18 protein-coding genes are annotated in these 16,808 nt (G+C 39.0%); 6 read left to right on the plus strand and 12 right to left on the minus strand.

What is annotated here, in order from left to right:
- Positions 1-40: 40 nt before the first annotated feature.
- The 7 genes from FKZ59_RS01005 to FKZ59_RS01035 form a co-directional block, all read right to left on the minus strand.
- The gene (locus FKZ59_RS01005; protein ID WP_181733120.1) at positions 41-793 is read right to left on the minus strand and encodes a VOC family protein; all 753 of its coding nucleotides are present in this window, start codon (positions 791-793) and stop codon (positions 41-43) included.
- A 12-nt stretch (positions 794-805) separates the two neighbouring features.
- On the minus strand, positions 806-1,318 hold the full coding sequence (locus tag FKZ59_RS01010; protein ID WP_141600871.1) for a YbaK/EbsC family protein: 513 nt from the start codon (positions 1,316-1,318) through the stop codon (positions 806-808).
- Between the two features lie 91 nt (positions 1,319-1,409).
- Positions 1,410-2,081, minus strand: a complete 672-nt coding sequence (locus FKZ59_RS01015; RefSeq protein WP_181733135.1) for a phosphopantothenoylcysteine decarboxylase domain-containing protein — start codon at positions 2,079-2,081, stop codon at positions 1,410-1,412.
- Between the two features lie 259 nt (positions 2,082-2,340).
- Complete coding sequence (locus FKZ59_RS01020; RefSeq protein WP_141600873.1) at positions 2,341-2,547, minus strand: zinc-finger domain-containing protein; 207 nt, start codon at positions 2,545-2,547, stop codon at positions 2,341-2,343.
- A 414-nt stretch (positions 2,548-2,961) separates the two neighbouring features.
- Positions 2,962-3,441 carry an ATP-binding protein DrrA1-3 family domain-containing protein gene (locus FKZ59_RS01025; RefSeq protein ID WP_408057409.1) on the minus strand — a complete coding sequence of 160 codons (480 nt, stop codon included), beginning with the start codon at positions 3,439-3,441 and terminating at the stop codon, positions 2,962-2,964.
- On the minus strand, positions 3,378-3,923 hold the full coding sequence (locus FKZ59_RS01030) for an ATP-binding cassette domain-containing protein (protein ID WP_181733121.1): 546 nt from the start codon (positions 3,921-3,923) through the stop codon (positions 3,378-3,380). Before FKZ59_RS01030 ends, FKZ59_RS01025 begins: the two co-directional genes overlap by 64 nt.
- Positions 3,923-4,480 carry an ABC transporter permease gene (locus FKZ59_RS01035; protein WP_181733122.1) on the minus strand — a complete coding sequence of 186 codons (558 nt, stop codon included), beginning with the start codon at positions 4,478-4,480 and terminating at the stop codon, positions 3,923-3,925. Before FKZ59_RS01035 ends, FKZ59_RS01030 begins: the two co-directional genes overlap by 1 nt.
- 995 nt (positions 4,481-5,475) lie before the next feature.
- Between FKZ59_RS01035 and FKZ59_RS01040 the strand changes: the two genes are divergently transcribed.
- From FKZ59_RS01040 to FKZ59_RS01050, 4 genes are all read left to right on the plus strand, one after another.
- Positions 5,476-6,819, plus strand: a complete 1,344-nt coding sequence (locus tag FKZ59_RS01040) for a hypothetical protein (protein ID WP_246045763.1) — start codon at positions 5,476-5,478, stop codon at positions 6,817-6,819.
- 295 nt (positions 6,820-7,114) lie between these two features.
- A complete protein-coding gene (locus FKZ59_RS14870) occupies positions 7,115-7,408 on the plus strand; it encodes a sensor histidine kinase (protein ID WP_246045764.1) in 294 nt (97 codons plus the stop codon).
- Positions 7,398-7,997, plus strand: a complete 600-nt coding sequence (locus FKZ59_RS01045; protein ID WP_141600877.1) for a response regulator transcription factor — start codon at positions 7,398-7,400, stop codon at positions 7,995-7,997. The genes FKZ59_RS14870 and FKZ59_RS01045 overlap by 11 nt, the downstream gene beginning before the upstream one ends.
- Positions 7,998-8,212: 215 nt before the next feature.
- Positions 8,213-8,602 (plus strand): ribonuclease HI family protein, encoded by a 390-nt coding sequence (locus FKZ59_RS01050; protein WP_141600878.1) that lies wholly within the window; start codon positions 8,213-8,215, stop codon positions 8,600-8,602.
- A gap of 49 nt (positions 8,603-8,651) precedes the next feature.
- Here the strand turns inward: FKZ59_RS01050 and coaW are convergent, their stop codons facing one another.
- Both coaW and FKZ59_RS01060 read right to left on the minus strand, forming a co-directional pair.
- On the minus strand, positions 8,652-9,497 hold the full coding sequence (gene coaW / locus FKZ59_RS01055; RefSeq protein ID WP_141600879.1) for a type II pantothenate kinase: 846 nt from the start codon (positions 9,495-9,497) through the stop codon (positions 8,652-8,654).
- 135 nt (positions 9,498-9,632) lie between these two features.
- Complete coding sequence (locus FKZ59_RS01060) at positions 9,633-10,691, minus strand: 3'-5' exonuclease (protein WP_181733123.1); 1,059 nt, start codon at positions 10,689-10,691, stop codon at positions 9,633-9,635.
- Positions 10,692-10,918: 227 nt separating this feature from the next.
- Here FKZ59_RS01060 and FKZ59_RS01065 point away from each other — a divergent pair, with 227 nt between their 5' ends.
- Positions 10,919-11,746: a squalene/phytoene synthase family protein gene (locus FKZ59_RS01065; protein WP_141600881.1), complete on the plus strand. Its 828-nt coding sequence runs from the start codon at positions 10,919-10,921 to the stop codon at positions 11,744-11,746.
- Positions 11,747-11,889: 143 nt separating this feature from the next.
- Here the strand turns inward: FKZ59_RS01065 and FKZ59_RS01070 are convergent, their stop codons facing one another.
- Both FKZ59_RS01070 and FKZ59_RS01075 read right to left on the minus strand, forming a co-directional pair.
- Positions 11,890-13,212 (minus strand): D-serine ammonia-lyase, encoded by a 1,323-nt coding sequence (locus FKZ59_RS01070; protein ID WP_141600882.1) that lies wholly within the window; start codon positions 13,210-13,212, stop codon positions 11,890-11,892.
- Complete coding sequence (locus FKZ59_RS01075; protein ID WP_408057417.1) at positions 13,205-13,678, minus strand: YaiI/YqxD family protein; 474 nt, start codon at positions 13,676-13,678, stop codon at positions 13,205-13,207. The genes FKZ59_RS01070 and FKZ59_RS01075 overlap by 8 nt, the downstream gene beginning before the upstream one ends.
- 158 nt (positions 13,679-13,836) lie before the next feature.
- On the opposite strand from FKZ59_RS01075, the gene gdhA reads away from it, so the two are divergent.
- The gene (gdhA, locus tag FKZ59_RS01080; RefSeq protein ID WP_141600883.1) at positions 13,837-15,207 is read left to right on the plus strand and encodes an NADP-specific glutamate dehydrogenase; all 1,371 of its coding nucleotides are present in this window, start codon (positions 13,837-13,839) and stop codon (positions 15,205-15,207) included.
- Positions 15,208-15,437: 230 nt separating this feature from the next.
- Here the strand turns inward: gdhA and FKZ59_RS01085 are convergent, their stop codons facing one another.
- The gene (locus tag FKZ59_RS01085; protein ID WP_141600884.1) at positions 15,438-16,625 is read right to left on the minus strand and encodes an NAD(P)-dependent malic enzyme; all 1,188 of its coding nucleotides are present in this window, start codon (positions 16,623-16,625) and stop codon (positions 15,438-15,440) included.
- Positions 16,626-16,808 lie beyond the last annotated feature (183 nt).

A 16,808-nucleotide genomic window follows, 5' to 3' on the forward strand; every position in this document is an offset into this window, starting at 1 on the left:
AACATTTCTGCATCCAGGAGGCAATTCCCTTTAAAAAAATTTAACGAACAAATAAATATTTCCCGTTTTCCAATATCACTTGCTTTTCTTCTTTTGCACCGCGGATTTTCACTTCGGCGATTTCATTTTTTTGGCCCAAATAAAAGCTGAATTGGCAATTCGGCGCTTTCAATTTAATATATGCCGCCGTTTTTTCTACAATTTCATGTTGAAATAAATCGGCCCATTCGTCCGCCCGCTTTAAATCAGTGACAATCAAAGAGATTTCTTCGATTGCCACATCGCCGACCGGATGTTCTTGAATGCTCCCATTCTTGACCAAATCATGGTACCGTTCTTTGTCAGAACTGTCCCACTGGATGAGAAACGGAAATTCAAAAGGTGAATCTTTTTTTCCAAAATGCAGCAATTTCCACGTCAGCACGCTTCCATCCGGCCGTACCCTTGAAAAAGCATCCGGCCCAATCACTTCATAACCTCTCGCGCGCAATTTTGCCGCATCTTCTTCAATTGTAGATGTTCTGATCGCAATCCGTGTAAACCCATCCCGTTTGTTCCGTTTTTTGTAAGACTCGTGCAATGTATATGGAATTTTTGCGGACTGTTCCAGCAGCTCTTCATCAAAAACGCCAATAAATTCGATATAGGAAAGGCCAAAATAACAGAGGGAGTTATAGGTACCCCACATTTCATGTTTTCCGCCTTCCACGGTATGGAGGCCAAGTTCTCCCGTTTTTTCGACCATGGCTATCGGCTTTTTGACAAAGTGCACAATATGATCAAAAAAATACATAATCATCCCCCGCTATGCTTCAGTTGCAGCCGCAACTTCGTCAGTCAATAATGCATCCCAGTCTTTTCCGACGTCCACCCAATCCTTGGCGTATGAATATTCAAACAACTCGTCGCATGTTAATTCAATCGCCGAATTGATGCTTCCGCATGCCGGAAACACCGTCGAAAAACGCTTCAAGGAAATATCCAAATATACATCCAAATCATGGGCCAGCCCAAAAGGGCAAACTCCTCCGACCACATGCCCCGTAAAATGTTCCACTTCTTCCGCGCTTAGCATTTTCGCTTTAATGCCGAATGTGGATTTGAATTTTTTATTGTCGATTTTTGCATCCCCTGCGGCCACGACAAGAAAAGCGTTGCCTTCCTTATCTTTAAATGACAACGTTTTGGCAATCCGCGCAGGGATGACGTTTAAGGCGGCAGCCGCCTGTTCCACCGTTGCACTGATTTCATCGTATTCCAAAATATCCTGTTCACGGCTAAATTTTTTCAAATGTTCTTTGACACTTTGAAGCGACATGGAACCCATCCTCCAATACCTATAAAACAAATTTAAATTATTCGTTATCATATAAAATAAAAGACTAGCGATACTAGTCTTTCAATATCAATTAATTGTATACTTTTTCAGCCAATATTTCCAATAATTTTCTTGCCGTTTGTTCTTTTCCCTGAACTTCGATGAAATCTCCGGAAGAAGAGATGATATAATGCGGCACATCCCCGTATAAAGACCGGGAGCTGTTTGCTACCATAAAGTCCGCATCCGATTCCTTCATCCGAAGTTTTGCCCGCTCAATTAAATAACCCACATCTTCTGTCGCTTCCAGTTTAAAGCCGACGAGAAGCACTTCAGGATTCCAGCCTTTAATTTTCCCTAAAATTTTAGGCGCTTTTTTAAAATGGATGATCGGCGGTTCATCGGAAGGCATTTTCCCTTTTTCCTTTATCAAATTGCCGCTTTGGTCATAGACCTTGTCCACAATCCAGTCCGAACCGGCCGCTGCCATAATGACGATATCCACTTTTTCATTTCGAAGAATTTCTTTTATTTTTTCCCCTAAATCTTCAATCCCTTCGAAACGTACGAGCCTCATTTGTTCTTTATGTTCGGGAAGCTTCGTGAAATATCCGTGCAAATAAATCACTTCGGCCCCCATGGAATATGCCGTTTCGGCCAAAAAACAGCCCATCGTTCCTTTCGAAAGATTCGTATGCCCCCGGACCTGGTCCCATTTTTCAAGGGTTCCCCCGCTTGCAATGAGCACTTTTTTCCCTTTCAGTGTTATCACTACAATCACCTGTCATTTCATCGTTATAGCATAAGTTTACTGAACTTTGATTCAATTTTCATTAATAAAATCCATATTTCTTCATTTCATTCGTTTTTTCCAAAAAACCCCTTCAAACATGCACATATAAAAAGCAGCCCATTTCGAAAGCTGCCCGCCATGTTTTCCAACCACATTTATGCTCATAAAATGGAATCATGAGCACTCATATAATATTTTATACCATTGTAATATCCGCTCAAAAAGGAATTCAATTACTTTTGGAATCCTTCTCTTGGATTTTCAACAATTCGTTACCTAAAAATTGCAATTGTTCCCCGACGCTGCATTGTTCGATGCAAAAACGGTGTGCCCCCGCCTTCCCCCTTGTTTGTCTCAAATCCTTTTTGATCGGGCAATCAATGCAATAAGTATCGATTAATTCATCTATATCTTTAATGACTGCCATTTTATTCACAAAACATGCTCCCCCTTTTACTAGTTTTTATATTTTACTATCGGGATTTTTTATTTGTCAAAGCGCTTATCATAATTTCCCCATTTAAAATATTAATTATTTCAAGCGAAAACAATCCATGCAAAGTATTTCACAAAAAATCGATTCGATACCCGAAACAAAAAGGGGAAAATAAAACAGAAGTTCCATATAAATGACATTCATATGGAACTTCTGCAAAACAAGAAAAATGTTTTAAACAGCGGAACAGGCCGTTCTTTTTGAAGCGGAATCACTTCCCTTTCCACAACGGGGGGGGGAAGTGATTTTTTCGGTCATGTCTTTCAATTCATCCGAAAGCCTGGCAAAGCGATCAAATCTTTGAAAACAACATGATTGCCAAGTGCATTTTGTGGCGAAAATCCTTTAATACAATCAATCCATAAAATGTAAAAAACAAGTTTTGATCATATCTATCTCATCCCCGGATGCCCGATCAAAGAAAATATCTTCCAGAGTGGCTTTTTCCGTTTTTACTTCATATATATCAATGTTTTGGCCGGATAAATAATGAATCAATTTAGGTATATCAGCTTCATTATACAGATAACAATATAAATATTGGTCTTTCGCTTGTACGTCAGATACATGATCGACTAAATGATTTTTCATGGAATGGGCAATAAAAGAATCCTCTTTCTTTATTTTGATGGAAAGCCGTATCGTACGTTGATGTAGAGCTCTTAATTCTTCCATGCTCCCGATTTTAGATATTATACCGTTTTCCATAATAGCTATTCTGTCACAGATTCTCTCGACTTCAACAAGATTATGTGAAGTTAAAAAAATCGTCATGCCTTCTTGGGACAGCTCTTTAATAAGTTGCTGAACTTCAACGGCTGACTCCGGATCCAAACCGGAAGTAGGCTCATCCAGAAAAACGACTTGCGGCTTCCCCAGAATAGCCTGGGCAATTCCCAGCTTTTTTTCATACCGAACGAATAACTGCCGACCTTTTTCTTTTCATGACCTTTCAGCCCTACTCTCTCCAAAATATCAAGCAAATCACTCTTTTTCATTTTTAAGTTTTTTAATTTTGAAAAAAATATAAGATGTTCAATGGCAGTGAAATCATAGTAATAGTTTGCGGCATCCGGCATTACGCCGATGATTCTCTTGATTTGATCGATTTCTTGATTCGTTTTTCCACCTATAGTAAAACTGCCTTCAGAGGGCAAAATAATACCTGTTAACATATTCATTGTTGTCGTTTTTCCCGCGCCATTTTTACCTAAAAACCCGAAAATTTCACCTTTTGTTACATCAAAAGTAACGCCTTTCACAACATAATGATCTTTAAATTTCTTTTTCAGGTTATTTACCTCTATGATTTTCACTACAAATCTCTCCTTTGAAATATCGCCAAGGCCGTCAACAGCATAAGGATAGAGAGGAAAAACGGAAAAATGATATAATAACCGCCTTTCACAATATAGTAATACGGGAGTATATATTTAATGATTTCCGATATGAATTTGGTCGAGATAACAGACCACAATCCTACAACAGGCAGCGCAATACCTAACAAAATACTAGCAAATGTGGTATGGGACGGTTTTTTTATTACTAAAGATATCAAGATGGTCAGACTGACAGCATAGGCAATGAAACACATAATTTGCAGAAAGTCAAAAACAAAGATCTGCTTGGCAAATAGACCAATAACAATAAATGAGCATAAAATACAAATCAGCCAAAACAAAAAAATCCCTAAAAACTTGCCAATCACAATAGAACTTCTGGCGGATTTCGTAACCAAAAAGCGGATCGTTTGGTTTTCAACTTCCCGGTTGATTGCATCATGGGATAAGGACATGACAAAGAGAAACCCTAAAAACATAACCAGCGCCCGAATACTGGAGACGTAAGCTGATTCGGCATGATCTGTTTGCAATATATCCAGGTTATTACTGAAAAATTTAGAAGCGGCGAAACACACTACAAGAAAAATGCAATCACAGCAATAGACTTAAAACCTTTGAACAAGCTTTTAAATTCTTTCTCGACAATCGCTTTCATAAACATCACCTATTTTTGCTTTTCTTTTGAATTAAATACGGATATTAAAAGCAACACAACAATTGCAATAAATATAAAATTTTGTGGAGACTGGTTACGATAAATAAAATAGGCAATGGTAGCAGCAATTAGTAATAAGTATTCCTAGTGTATTTTCAGTCCTCTCGATAACGATAGAATAAGACAGAAAGATGATTAATGAGCCCATTCGCCCCACGGGCAATCATGTCTACAATTGTCCTGCTCGCGCGAGTAATGATAACCTGTTATAACCGGTTGCCCATTTTCAGCATTATTTGATCAAGAATTTCTGCGATTTTCTAATTACACTTGAAATTTTCAATCTGCTTTCATTGCCTACGACTACAATCTACTATATTTAAAAACGATAAACATCCGTATTTACCGCAAATTTAATTGTGGAAAATACTTTTTTAGAAAATCATTACAAAAATTGTAATATAGTGTAAAATAAACACTGCCAGAAAAGGATTCCATTGGAACAACGGTACTTGCGTTAGAAAAGGAGAATTGAAATCCAAAAGTCTTTTCCAGCATTAGTGGAGTTTCTACAAGTGGATTGAACGCAAAAGAAAATCCGTGGATGCAAGGTTAAAAGAATTTTAAAGGAAAAGAGGAAGAAGACTTTTTTGCAAATTCACTTGTCCACCAACTACATGTTTGAACAAGTGATGATTCAGCATCAAGTAAATTCTTAAAAAGTTATCTAGAAAGCCAGGGATAACATGAACAAGAAAATCTTCCCTTTTGTCATGCTGCTCATTTCCGTCTTCATTACTTGTTATACTCTTTTTAAAAATGTACAATGAGCATATTCCTTTTCACCATTATTTCGCGATATTCATTGGAATGTCATTTTTGTTTATTGGCATCTATAGCTATGTGCAAAAACCGAACTCGGTCGTTGTTCAACATTTTTTCACGTTAATGTTCATCAGCGGACTAGCTATTGCATTGTCAGCACCTTCCAGCTGGAATATAAAAACGGCAAAAGAATTGGAAGTGATCACCGCTTCGTTTGCTCCTTACGTCCTTATGAATTTTTTTGAGCATTTTCCTTCATCTACAAAACCAACATTTTTTCGCCGGGTTCGTATGATTACATTATTAATAGCCATTTTCGCGACTCTCATTTATTTCTCAATAGGCATTCATCACCATGTCATCGTCAACACAATCGTTCGCCCATGCATTGTCGCAAACATGGTTCTATCGTTACTGTCCTGTATTGTCCTATTTTTTTTACACCTTCAATCCAATTCCGATAAAATCAAAAATCAAATGTATCTTTTAATCGCCGGTCTGATTCTATCGTTTGCTCCTGTTGTCATTCTCAGCTTAATTCGGGATGCATTTTTTTCTTTTTCGGGCATTCCTTTTCATTATACGCTTAGCAGTATCATTGTCTTTCCCATGACATTGTCATATCTATTAACGAAGCAAGAAGTTGTTGATTTTCGAGAAATCTTTCGAAAAATTAGTTTCCAATTATTAGTGATGATTTTGGCTTTGGTTGTTTTTAACCTATTCTTGTTTATGTTTTACAATTTCGACTTAAAGACAGTTATTTTTATGAACTCTTTGCTCGCATTCACCTTCGTTGTTTATGACTTGATCCACAAAGGGTTGGAACCTTTAAAAATGAAAAAATGGCATCTGATAAAGCAAGAAATACAAAAAGAAAAATTGCTTATCTTTCAACAATTACTGAACGGGAAGCATTTGGAATATTGCGCAAAACTCATTGCCGATTTAATGCACAAAACAATTGATGTTAGCGGAGTATGCCTGATATGGAAAAACGATAACATCCCAACGATTTTACATAAAACAGGGGCTTTTCTCCATTTCAACGATACGGAACTGCTGACATGCGTCCATCATGGCCGCCATCCTGAAAAAATGAATATCCATGGAAAGAAGTTTTTTTCGTACCCTATGAATTTGGAAGATGCAACGATCGGATGGTTCCTGATCGGGGAGAAAACGAATGCGACGGTTTTTGAAAAAGAAGAAATAAAACTGATAGAAAAAATCCGAACCGACGCGACAGAATTATTTGCCAGCTCGAAATCGTTGCTGCAAATCAAAAAACAGCTAAAGGAAACAGTGGAGGAATCTCTCCCTTCCGAACAATTTGATTTGCTGCTGCTGAATGAACAAGAAAAGGAAAAAAAGAATTTTCCTCCATGATGAGGTGTTGCAAAATTTAATCCTCCTTTTCAATAAACTTGAATTCTTGAGCAAATATAAAAAAATGGATAACAGTGTTTTCGAAGACATTAAAGAGTCGCTCCGCAGCAGTATTTTTGAAATAAGGGAAATGTGCCATGAGTTATATCCGGTTATCGTAGAAGATTTGGGATTGGAGAAAAGTCTCCATTCATTAAAAAGGAAATGCCAAACGAACCTTAATGTTACCATTGAGATTGATTATAATACGAATCTGAGAGTCATTCCCGCTTCCCTCTCTCTTCAAGTGTTCCAAATGATCAAAGAATTGGTTTACAATGCCATCAAACATTCTTCGTCAAAGAAAGTTTTCGTTTCTGTTTTAGAAACGAACAATCTCCTAAACATAAAAGTAAAAGATCATGGTATTGGATTCAAAGTACCGAATCGTTTATCGGAGTTATCGCAAGACAATCATTTAGGCCTGATTGCGATTCAAAAAAGGGTTAATCAGTTAAAAGGCACACTTGACATACAATCTGAACCGGGGGCCGGGACTTGCGTTTCGATTACTCTGCCAATGAGTGAGGATGGAAAAGATGAAAATTAAAGTATTACTAGTAGACGACCATTTATTAGTGATGCTAGGGATTCAACAACTGTTAGAAAATGAAGCTGATCTGGAAATTGTAAATACGATTTGTCGTCCCGCCGACTTAGAGAAGGAAATAGTCAAACATAACCCTGATGTCATTGTCATGGATATAAGAATGAAAAACGATAACGGGATTGAATGGACGAAGAAAATCACTGAAAAATATCCATCATGTAAAATCGTTATTTTATCGGGTTACGACTATGACGAATACATTCACGCCGCTTACGAAGCCGGGGCTTATGCATTTGTTACAAAAGAAAATTCCGCCTTTGAATTGGCCAATGCAATTAGGCAAAGTTTTTCGGGAATAAAACACTTTCCAATTTACATTTCATCTAAAAACCATTTCCCCCTTACAAAAGCTGAATTAAAAATTCTCCAATATATTTCTGAAGATATGACAAATGAAGAAATCAGCAAGTTTTTAAACATAAGTAAAAGGACCGTGGAACACCATGTATCATCTATTTTAAGAAAATTGGATGTCAACTCGCGGGTTGGAGCAGTAGTCAAGGCGATGAAAATGGGAATATTGGAATAATCAAATTAAACTTATTATTTTTATAGAATGCATTGTCCATTCTTGAACATTTTGAGGTTCATGTTGAACAGTAAAAGCAAACCTGCTTTAATGAAAAATTAGAAAGTTTTTCGATTTCCATAAACACTGGCAGTTGAATCCTTTCACCGTTTTTTCATATTCGCGCTATAATAAGATTAGAATATATTTTATTGTGAAAAGAAAATGGGGGAACTATGCTGGAAGTCTATATTGATGGGGCCAGTAGCGGCAATCCTGGTCCGAGCGGAATCGGATTATTTATTAAAGGGGAAGGACATTCCATCCAAATCGGCGAATATATCGGCGAATCAAACAATCATGTTGCGGAATTTATCGCACTGATCCGCGGGCTGGAAGAAGCCAAAAAACTTGGCACCTCTTTCGTTTCTGTCCGCTCGGATTCAAAAATTGTAGTAAATTCCATTGAAAAGCGGTATGTAAAAAGCGAACAATTTAAGCCTTATTTGGAAACCGCTCTGAAACTGGCCGAAGAATTTGAACTCTTTTTCATCAAATGGATACCGGAACAACAAAATAAAGCCGCTGATGCACTGGCGCGGCAAGCCATCCGCAAAGGGATGTAATCAGCGGTTTAAAAACAAATGGGATTCTTCCGCTTGAAGAATCCCATTTTTATGTTTTGGCGATTTCTCTTTGTTCGACTTTGTTTAATAGCGCACCGATGGCTCCTGAAAAACCGCAATCTTTCAAAAAGACCGGCGTGTGCTTTTTCAGAATCGTATAATTGGCAATCACTTCTTTTAAATGTTCGTTATTCGCCAATGTCGATCCAATATAGATAATCGTTTCGGAATTTTTCATATCCGCATACTGGATGCTCAATGTCGTGATGACTTCGCCAACCAGCGCCTGGATTGTGGCCAACAAATCAGGGATTTTGTAGGACGTATTGTTCAATAAATTGACTTTCCCAAAATTGCTTGCCGTCAAATGTCCTTCGATCGGAGGTTCCATTCCTTCAAAAATATCCTTTACAAACAGATCAATGAATTCCCTTTTCCCTTGCTTTGCAATCTCCGTTATTTCCTTAAAATCGGAAAGGCCTGTTATGATAGTGGCCAGTCCCGTTAATGTGCCTCCTCCGATGCCTGTCCCGCCGACGCGCACATGCTTCTCATTGTCCATATAATGGATGCTTGTGCCTGTGCCTACATTTGTAATGATGCTTTTTTGGATATTGTGGCCTTCCTTTTTTAACAAATATTTTACCCCTTTGATCGTTGCATCAAATTCCACAACATAATCAATGGGCTTATTGATTTTCAGCTTGGATAATAGCTGTTCAGTCCTGCCGCCGGTAATACCGATTTCTTCGATTTCAGGAAAGGATTCAATCCATTCCTTCACCATAGATAAGTCTTTTGAAGGGAACGCTTTAAATTGGAATTCATTTTGATCATTCAAGTAAGCGACTTTTGTTAAAGTGCCTCCTGCATCAATTCCTATTGTTTTCCGCATAAACGCTCTCCTTTTATTAATCCACTCTCTACACTTTAACCGTATTCCTTTTTCATTTCAATATTTTTTAAAATTTTATTAAAATTCAAAACAGAAATTCATTATAGTAAAATTATATAATTTTTATGAATAAAATTAAACTTTTACTACCTGTCCCGTAATTAAATTTCTCCTTTTAAACTCTTTTATTAGTTTGTATTTATATTTGAATAATAATTTATAAATTTTTCTTTCATATGTATCCAATGTTTGGCCGTTCATCGTGAATTGATTTACTGCATCAGGTTCCATCAATAAATTTTGCAATGTCATGACTTCCGTTTTCGGAAAGACGCATTGGTGCAGGCGGCTGAGGCGCGAAATCTGCCTTAAACCGGAACGGGTGATCAGCACTTTCCGATCCAAGTCGTTTACGATTGAGCGCAAAAATTTTGCCAATTCTTCGCTTGGGAGAATTTCATGACATTCCGTTTTGATGATGCTGCCGTCTTCTTGAACCTCTTCCCGTTCTTTTTTTATACATGATAAGGATTGATGAATGGAATCCATCGAATGGATTTTGATATCGGAAGGAAAAACCTCGCCGGTTACGTATGTAAAATAGACTTCGGCCCCATTCTCCCCATGATGGCTTTCGTTTAACAAAAGGGCGAATTGATTCGTCTTTTGCTTTTCAATCATCCCGTGGCCATCGGCGGCTTTAAAAATTTGAAAAAGGGAAATGGCATCATCCAATGCCCGATGTTGTGTTGCGGCAACGACATCAAATTTTGCCATTAAATCGCTTAGACTTGGCTGCACCTTAATCTGATTGTCAATCATATATTTTTGTTGAAAATCAACGATCGGATAAATGAAACGCCGTTTGATACGGTTGCGGAGGAGTTCCTCTTCCAATAATTTACGGTCAAATTCCCCGAAAGTAACGAATATGGTATTCCCTTGAGTCCACTCCTTAAAGCGCTTTATGACCTGTTTAAAGGGGGGAGCTGAAAGGAGATCTTCAGTATGTATGCCCGTCAACTCGTGAATCCGGTTATTTAATTTTTTAAATTTATATGGCTGGATGAATTCGGAAAAAAACTCCACTCGATCATTCGGAAGCCATTTCACGGCTCCGATTTCAATGATATGTTGTTTTCCGCGCACTACATCTGCCTCTATATCCAAAAATATATACGTTTCCTTTCGCACGAATGAATCCACCTTTATCTATTAAACTGTCCCACCCCATTGTATCGAAAAGCAGCGATAAAAACACGCTTTTTTGCATAACATACCTTTCCAATGATCGTTATTTTGATGTGCAAATAATGGTTTTTCCTTGTCTATAATAGTTTTTAGGAGTTTTGTTTTTCCTTTTGGGAAAATGAATGTTAGGATAGATAGGAAGAGTAACGGATCGGAGGATAATCGGACAAATGAACCAAAAAGCGCTTGAAAAAGATGCGATGAGAGTATTGAAAGAAACGAGCCGCACCTTCTATATTCCCATCACATTTCTAAAAAAAGATTTAAAAAAGGCTGTTGCCAATGCCTATTTGATCATGCGCGCCCTGGATGAAATCGAGGACAATGAACATCCGGAAGTAACGAATGGCTTGAAGCATGACATTTTAATGGAAACCGGAAGTTTATTAAAAGAAGAAGCTTTTCCTAACGGCCGCTATCTGGAATTGTTGGAGCCGGTTAGACAATACTTGCCTGAAGTGACGCTGCGCATGAACGACTGGATTTCCCTTCTGCCTTCAGGAGCCAAAAATATAGTTTGCAATGCAGCAAGTGAAATGGCTTTTGGAATGGCCAAATGGGCGAAAGCCAACTGGCAAGTCCGCACAAAGGAAGATCTCGACGATTATACATATTACGTCGCAGGACTTGTCGGCGTCATGCTTTCGGATTTATGGGAATGGGACAGCAAAGTCAAAACGGACCGGGAACTTGCGATCGGATATGGACGCGGCTTGCAGGCTGTCAATATTCTAAGAAATAAAAAGGAAGATCTCGAAAAGCGGGGCGTCAGCTTCATTCCGGATGGATGGACATTGGAGGATTTGTTCAACTATTCGGAGGAAAATTTGCGCAAAGCCGATCTCTATATGAAAGATATCACGAAACGATCCATTATGCTTTTCTGCCGTTTGCCGCTTGCCCTTGCCCATAAAACGTTGAACGCTTTGAAAGAAGGAAAAGAAAAAATGAGCCGGAGCGAAGTGGAAGAGACGGTAAAGGAAATATTGGCCGAATAAAAAGCTTATCCAAAAGGGAATGAACATCTTCCCCTTTTGGATAAGCCTATTTTTTATCTTTCGCAGGCATAATTGCCATGATTGAGGTCCAATCGGCTGATATGCAGGACGGCCCGAAGAAATTAACATTATGTTGAACCTTATTAGATGGTCTTATTTAAGTATTTTTCCCTTTCCTCCTGAGGCACCATATTGCCGCCGGTTCCCCATAAAAGATGGGTTGCTTGATTGAGCTTATCCAGCAGTCCATGATGTTCCAAATACGTTTTCCCTTCTTTCAGCAACTGTATCGGCCCATATACGCTTGCGTGGCTTGAAGGCTCCATAAAAATGCCCTCCGTCCGGGCCATTTCCTTCAAACTTTCGAATAAAAAATCATCCGCTACTGTGTAGCAGCCGCTTAAAATCGGCTCCATCAACTTCCCTACAAATTTGGAAGGCCGTCCCACCGCCAACCCATCCGCTTCGGTACGGTTCGTCAAACCTATGTCCATCACCGAAATGTTGTCGTGCAATCCTGTCATCATCCCCAAAAGCATGCAAGGGGACTGGGTCGGCTCTCCGAAGAATATGTGCACATGCTCTTTATAAATCGCCTTTAAGCCATATGCCACGCCCCCCGGACCACCGCCTACCCCGCAAGGCAAATAAACAAACAATGGATGCTCCTGATCGACCCGAATATTGAGTTGTTCCAATTGATTTTTTAATCGCAGTGCACTGACCGCATATCCGCTGAATAAGTCAATTGAATTTTCATCATCGACAAAATGGCACATCGAATCATCCGCCGCCTGCCTTCTTCCTTCTTCCACCGCCAGACTGTAATCTGATGCATATTCAATGACTTGGACCCCTTTTTCACGAAGCAGTTTCTTCTTCCATTCTTTGGCATCCATTGACATATGCACCGTCACCTGAAACCCCAATTTTGCTGCCATAATGCCGATACTGAGCCCCAGATTCCCCGTCGAGCCGACCGCAATTTTATAACGGCTGAATAATTCTTTAAATTCACTGCGTTGAAAAGCGGCATAATCGTCCGTTTCTTTTATGAATCCATGTTTAAAAGCGATATGTTCCGCAAATTTCAATACTTCATATATGCCTCCGCGCGCTTTGATGGATCCTGAAACCGGAAGTTCGTGGTCGCATTTTAATAGAAGCTTCCCGGCCAGCGGCTTATTTGCATGTTTTTCAATCAATTGCTTCATATTCGGTATTTCTATTAATTTTGATTCAATGATTCCTTGTAAATTTTTTGTTTCCGGAAAGACTAACTTTATATAACTACTAAACCTTTTTAAACGTTTTTCCGCTTCCAGAACTACCTGAAAAGAATAGGAATGATTTTCAGGAAAACGATCCGTTTTGTTCGGATTTATCCATAGAACCGGAATGGAATTTTCCACTTTTTCGAATATATATCGTTCTTTTTCCGAAAGATTGCGTTGAAAATCAACCATTCTGACTCTCCTTTTTCAATGAAATCGCACGTTCACAAATTTGTCGAAATTTTATTTCAAAGTCCAAATTATTTTTCTCTGTTCGTTTTTTAGGCCCTTTTGTTCTTCCTCCTGCACGGCGAAATTTTGCATTTTCATGCCTGAAAAACAGCATTAATTCGATATTTTCTTCTGTAAATTCTTTTCCATTTTGATTCAATACGAAGGCACCTTTTGCCAGGCACATGGCAGCCAAACCAGTGTCCTGGGTAATCACCACATCATATTTTGAAACCGCATTCACTATAGCAAAATCAACGGAATCCCGCCCTTCCGGCACTTGAATTGTTATTGCATTCTTACTATTAATAAGATGAGAAGTATCGCAAAACAAGAATGGTTTTATCTCATATTGAGATGAAACAAATACAGCAATATCAACGACTGGGCACGCATCCGCATCAATTAGAACGTTGATGATAAGCACCAATCCTTTCACTAATTTCAGGAAATAAATATTATATAAACATAATTTTATTTAGAATTTTTTTACAATTTATTTTCCTTGAGGAAAAAATCGTATATTGAATTGTTTGAAAAATCATAATAACATTTTCTCATAAGATTTTTGGGAGGGAAATGCAAATGACTACTGAAGTAAAAAACCAATCCAAAGCAAAAGAGTACATCGATTCTGTGTATAATCAGCTTAAAAATAAATATGGTTATCAAACAGAATTCCTTCAAGCGGTGGAAGAAGTATTCTCCACTTTAGTTCCTGTATTTGAACAACATCCAGAATACATTGAACAAAACATTTTATCACGTATCGTTGAACCGGATCGCATCATCACTTTCCGCGTCACTTGGCAGGATGACCAAAACCGCGTTCATGTAAACCGCGGTTACCGCGTTCAATTTAATAACGTAGTGGGTCCATACAAAGGCGGATTACGATTCCATCCTACAGTAAACGAATCCATCATGAAATTCTTGGCCTTTGAGCAAATCTTTAAAAACGCATTGACAGGGCTTCCAATCGGTGGTGCCAAAGGCGGATCCGACTTTGACCCTAAAGGAAAATCCGACGCAGAAATTATGCGCTTCTGCCAGGCGTTTATGACTGAATTGTATCGCCATATCGGTCCTGATGTCGATGTTCCTGCCGGGGATATCGGTGTAGGCGCCCGGGAAATCGGCTATTTATGGGGCCAATATAAACGCATTAAAGCAATGCATGAAGCAGGTGTTCTTACTGGTAAACAACCTGGCTACGGCGGTTCTTTGGTCCGCAAAGAAGCAACTGGTTACGGATTAATCTACTTTGTAGAAGAAATGTTGAAAGATGCGAATGATACTTTATCAGGAAAAACTGTGGTTGTTTCCGGTTCCGGTAATGTTGCCATTTATGCGATTGAAAAAGCCCAACATTTAGGCGCAAAAGTTGTGGCCTGCTCCGATTCCAACGGATATGTTTATGATCCGGACGGCATCGATTTGAATGTTGTAAAAGAAATCAAAGAAGTAAAAGGCGAACGAATCAAAAAATATGTGGAATATCGTCCAAACGCAACTTATACAGAAGGCTGCACAGGCATCTGGACAATTCCATGCGATATTGCATTGCCTTGTGCAACACAAAATGAAATTGACGGAGAATCTGCAAAAATTTTAATCGCTAATGGCGTAAAAGTAGTTGCTGAAGGGGCTAATATGCCTTCAACTCCAGAAGCAATCAATGAATATTTGGCAAATGGCGTATTATTCGGACCTGCGAAAGCCGCCAATGCAGGCGGTGTGGCAACATCTGCGTTGGAAATGGCGCAAAACTCCAGCCGCACATACTGGTCTTTCGAAAAAGTGGATGAAAAACTCCGCGATATTATGAGAAATATTTATAGAACTTCCAAAGAATGCGCTGAAAAATACGGTGCACCTGGAAATCTGATGGTTGGCGCAAATGTCGCAGGATTTGTTAAAGTAGCAGACGGGATGATTGCTGAAGGGGTTTATTAATCATTCGATAAATTGGGGATTCCATCTAACAAAAAGGGGGTAAAAAATAAAGATTTTCCGGCCGGTTGGCGGGATTTGTTCCCGCGCCAATCGTCCTTCTTTTTTCCATCTGAATTTGATGCATTTCTCTGAAACCATCCTGATCATCAAAGATTTTCATGCATAAGAAAATATGGCTTGGGATGAAGTGCCTTTTCAAACCAAGCCAACATCGTTTCTATTAAATCACATTACTTATTCAAGCTGTACAGTTTGGATACCCCAGTTTCTACCGCCGCATCCGCCACCGCTTTCGCCACAGCCGGAACCACTCTTTCATCCAATGGTTTTGGAATGACATAATCTTCATGCAAATCCTTTTCGTCAACCAGCGAAGCAATCGCTTTTACAGCTGCCATTTTCATTTCTTCGTTGATTTCTGTTGCCAAAACATCCAATGCGCCTCTGAAAATGCCAGGGAACGCTAAAACGTTATTGACCTGGTTTGGATAATCGGATCGTCCAGTTCCAATGATCCGCACTCCCCAACGTTTTGCATTGTCGTATGTGATTTCCGGATTTGGATTCGCCAATGCAAAAACAATCGGATCGCGATTCATGGCTTCGATATGTTCCTTCGTCAATATGTTTGCTACGGATACACCGATGAAGATATCCGCCCCTTGAATGGCGTCATCCAAAGTTCCTGTCAATTTTTCGGGATTCGAAATTTTTGCAATTTCATCTTTTATCGGGTTCATTGATGGACGGCCTTCATAGATGATGCCTTTCGAGTCACAAATCACAATATTTTGGTATCCGATGTTTCTCAAGAGTTTTAACGTAGCAATTCCGGCTGCACCTGCACCGTTTATCACCACTTTTACATCTTCTTTTCGTTTCCCGACAATTTTCAATGCATTTTCCAATCCGGCAGCAGTCACGATTGCCGTTCCATGTTGATCATCATGGAAAACCGGAATATTGCACTCGGCTTTTAACCGTTCTTCGATTTCGAAGCAGCGAGGGGCTGATATATCTTCCAAATTGATGGCACCGAATGTCGGTTCAAGCAACTTTACTGTTTTTACGATTTCGTCTACATCTTTTGTGCCCAATGTAATTGGCACCGCATCCACATCCGCAAATCGTTTTAATAGCAAAGCCTTTCCTTCCATTACAGGAAGTGCCGCTTCCGGACCTATATCCCCCAAGCCGAGCACCGCAGTTCCATCGGAAATGACCGCAACAAAATTCCCTTTTATTGTATAATCGTAGACCCGCATTGGGCTTTTTTCGATTTCCTGACAAGGCGCCGCGACCCCGGGAGAATAGGCCAAACTCAAATCCCGCGCATCATTGACAGGCACCTTAGATACAATTTCCATCTTCCCCTTAAAATTGCCATGCATTTCCAACGATTCTTTCATAACATCCATTTTTCTCATCCCCTTATTTCTCTTTTTATAAATATTGTTTTTTGTATAATATTACTTTACTTGATTAAAGTCAATAACAAATTTGGATGAAAGCCGAAAAATGTTGATAATACGATGTTTTTAAAGCGTTTTCATCTTTCTGATAATGACCTTTTTTTTATATTTTTGAATAGCGAATTATTA

Source organism: Ureibacillus terrenus (genome assembly GCF_006569205.1).
Classification (GTDB): Bacteria; Bacillota; Bacilli; order Bacillales_A; family Planococcaceae; genus Ureibacillus; species Ureibacillus terrenus.

Coding starts and splice junctions, on each gene's coding strand:
- FKZ59_RS01005 (WP_181733120.1), bottom strand. CDS start 793: ATGTATTTTTTTGATCATATTGTGCACTTTGTCAAAAAGCCGATAGCC.
- FKZ59_RS01010 (WP_141600871.1), bottom strand. CDS start 1,318: ATGTCGCTTCAAAGTGTCAAAGAACATTTGAAAAAATTTAGCCGTGAA.
- FKZ59_RS01040 (WP_246045763.1), top strand. CDS start 5,476: ATGTCATTTTTGTTTATTGGCATCTATAGCTATGTGCAAAAACCGAAC.
- FKZ59_RS14870 (WP_246045764.1), top strand. CDS start 7,115: ATGATCAAAGAATTGGTTTACAATGCCATCAAACATTCTTCGTCAAAG.
- FKZ59_RS01045 (WP_141600877.1), top strand. CDS start 7,398: ATGAAAATTAAAGTATTACTAGTAGACGACCATTTATTAGTGATGCTA.
- FKZ59_RS01050 (WP_141600878.1), top strand. CDS start 8,213: ATGCTGGAAGTCTATATTGATGGGGCCAGTAGCGGCAATCCTGGTCCG.
- coaW (WP_141600879.1), bottom strand. CDS start 9,497: ATGCGGAAAACAATAGGAATTGATGCAGGAGGCACTTTAACAAAAGTC.
- FKZ59_RS01065 (WP_141600881.1), top strand. CDS start 10,919: ATGAACCAAAAAGCGCTTGAAAAAGATGCGATGAGAGTATTGAAAGAA.
- FKZ59_RS01070 (WP_141600882.1), bottom strand. CDS start 13,212: ATGGTTGATTTTCAACGCAATCTTTCGGAAAAAGAACGATATATATTC.
- gdhA (WP_141600883.1), top strand. CDS start 13,837: ATGACTACTGAAGTAAAAAACCAATCCAAAGCAAAAGAGTACATCGAT.
- FKZ59_RS01085 (WP_141600884.1), bottom strand. CDS start 16,625: ATGGATGTTATGAAAGAATCGTTGGAAATGCATGGCAATTTTAAGGGG.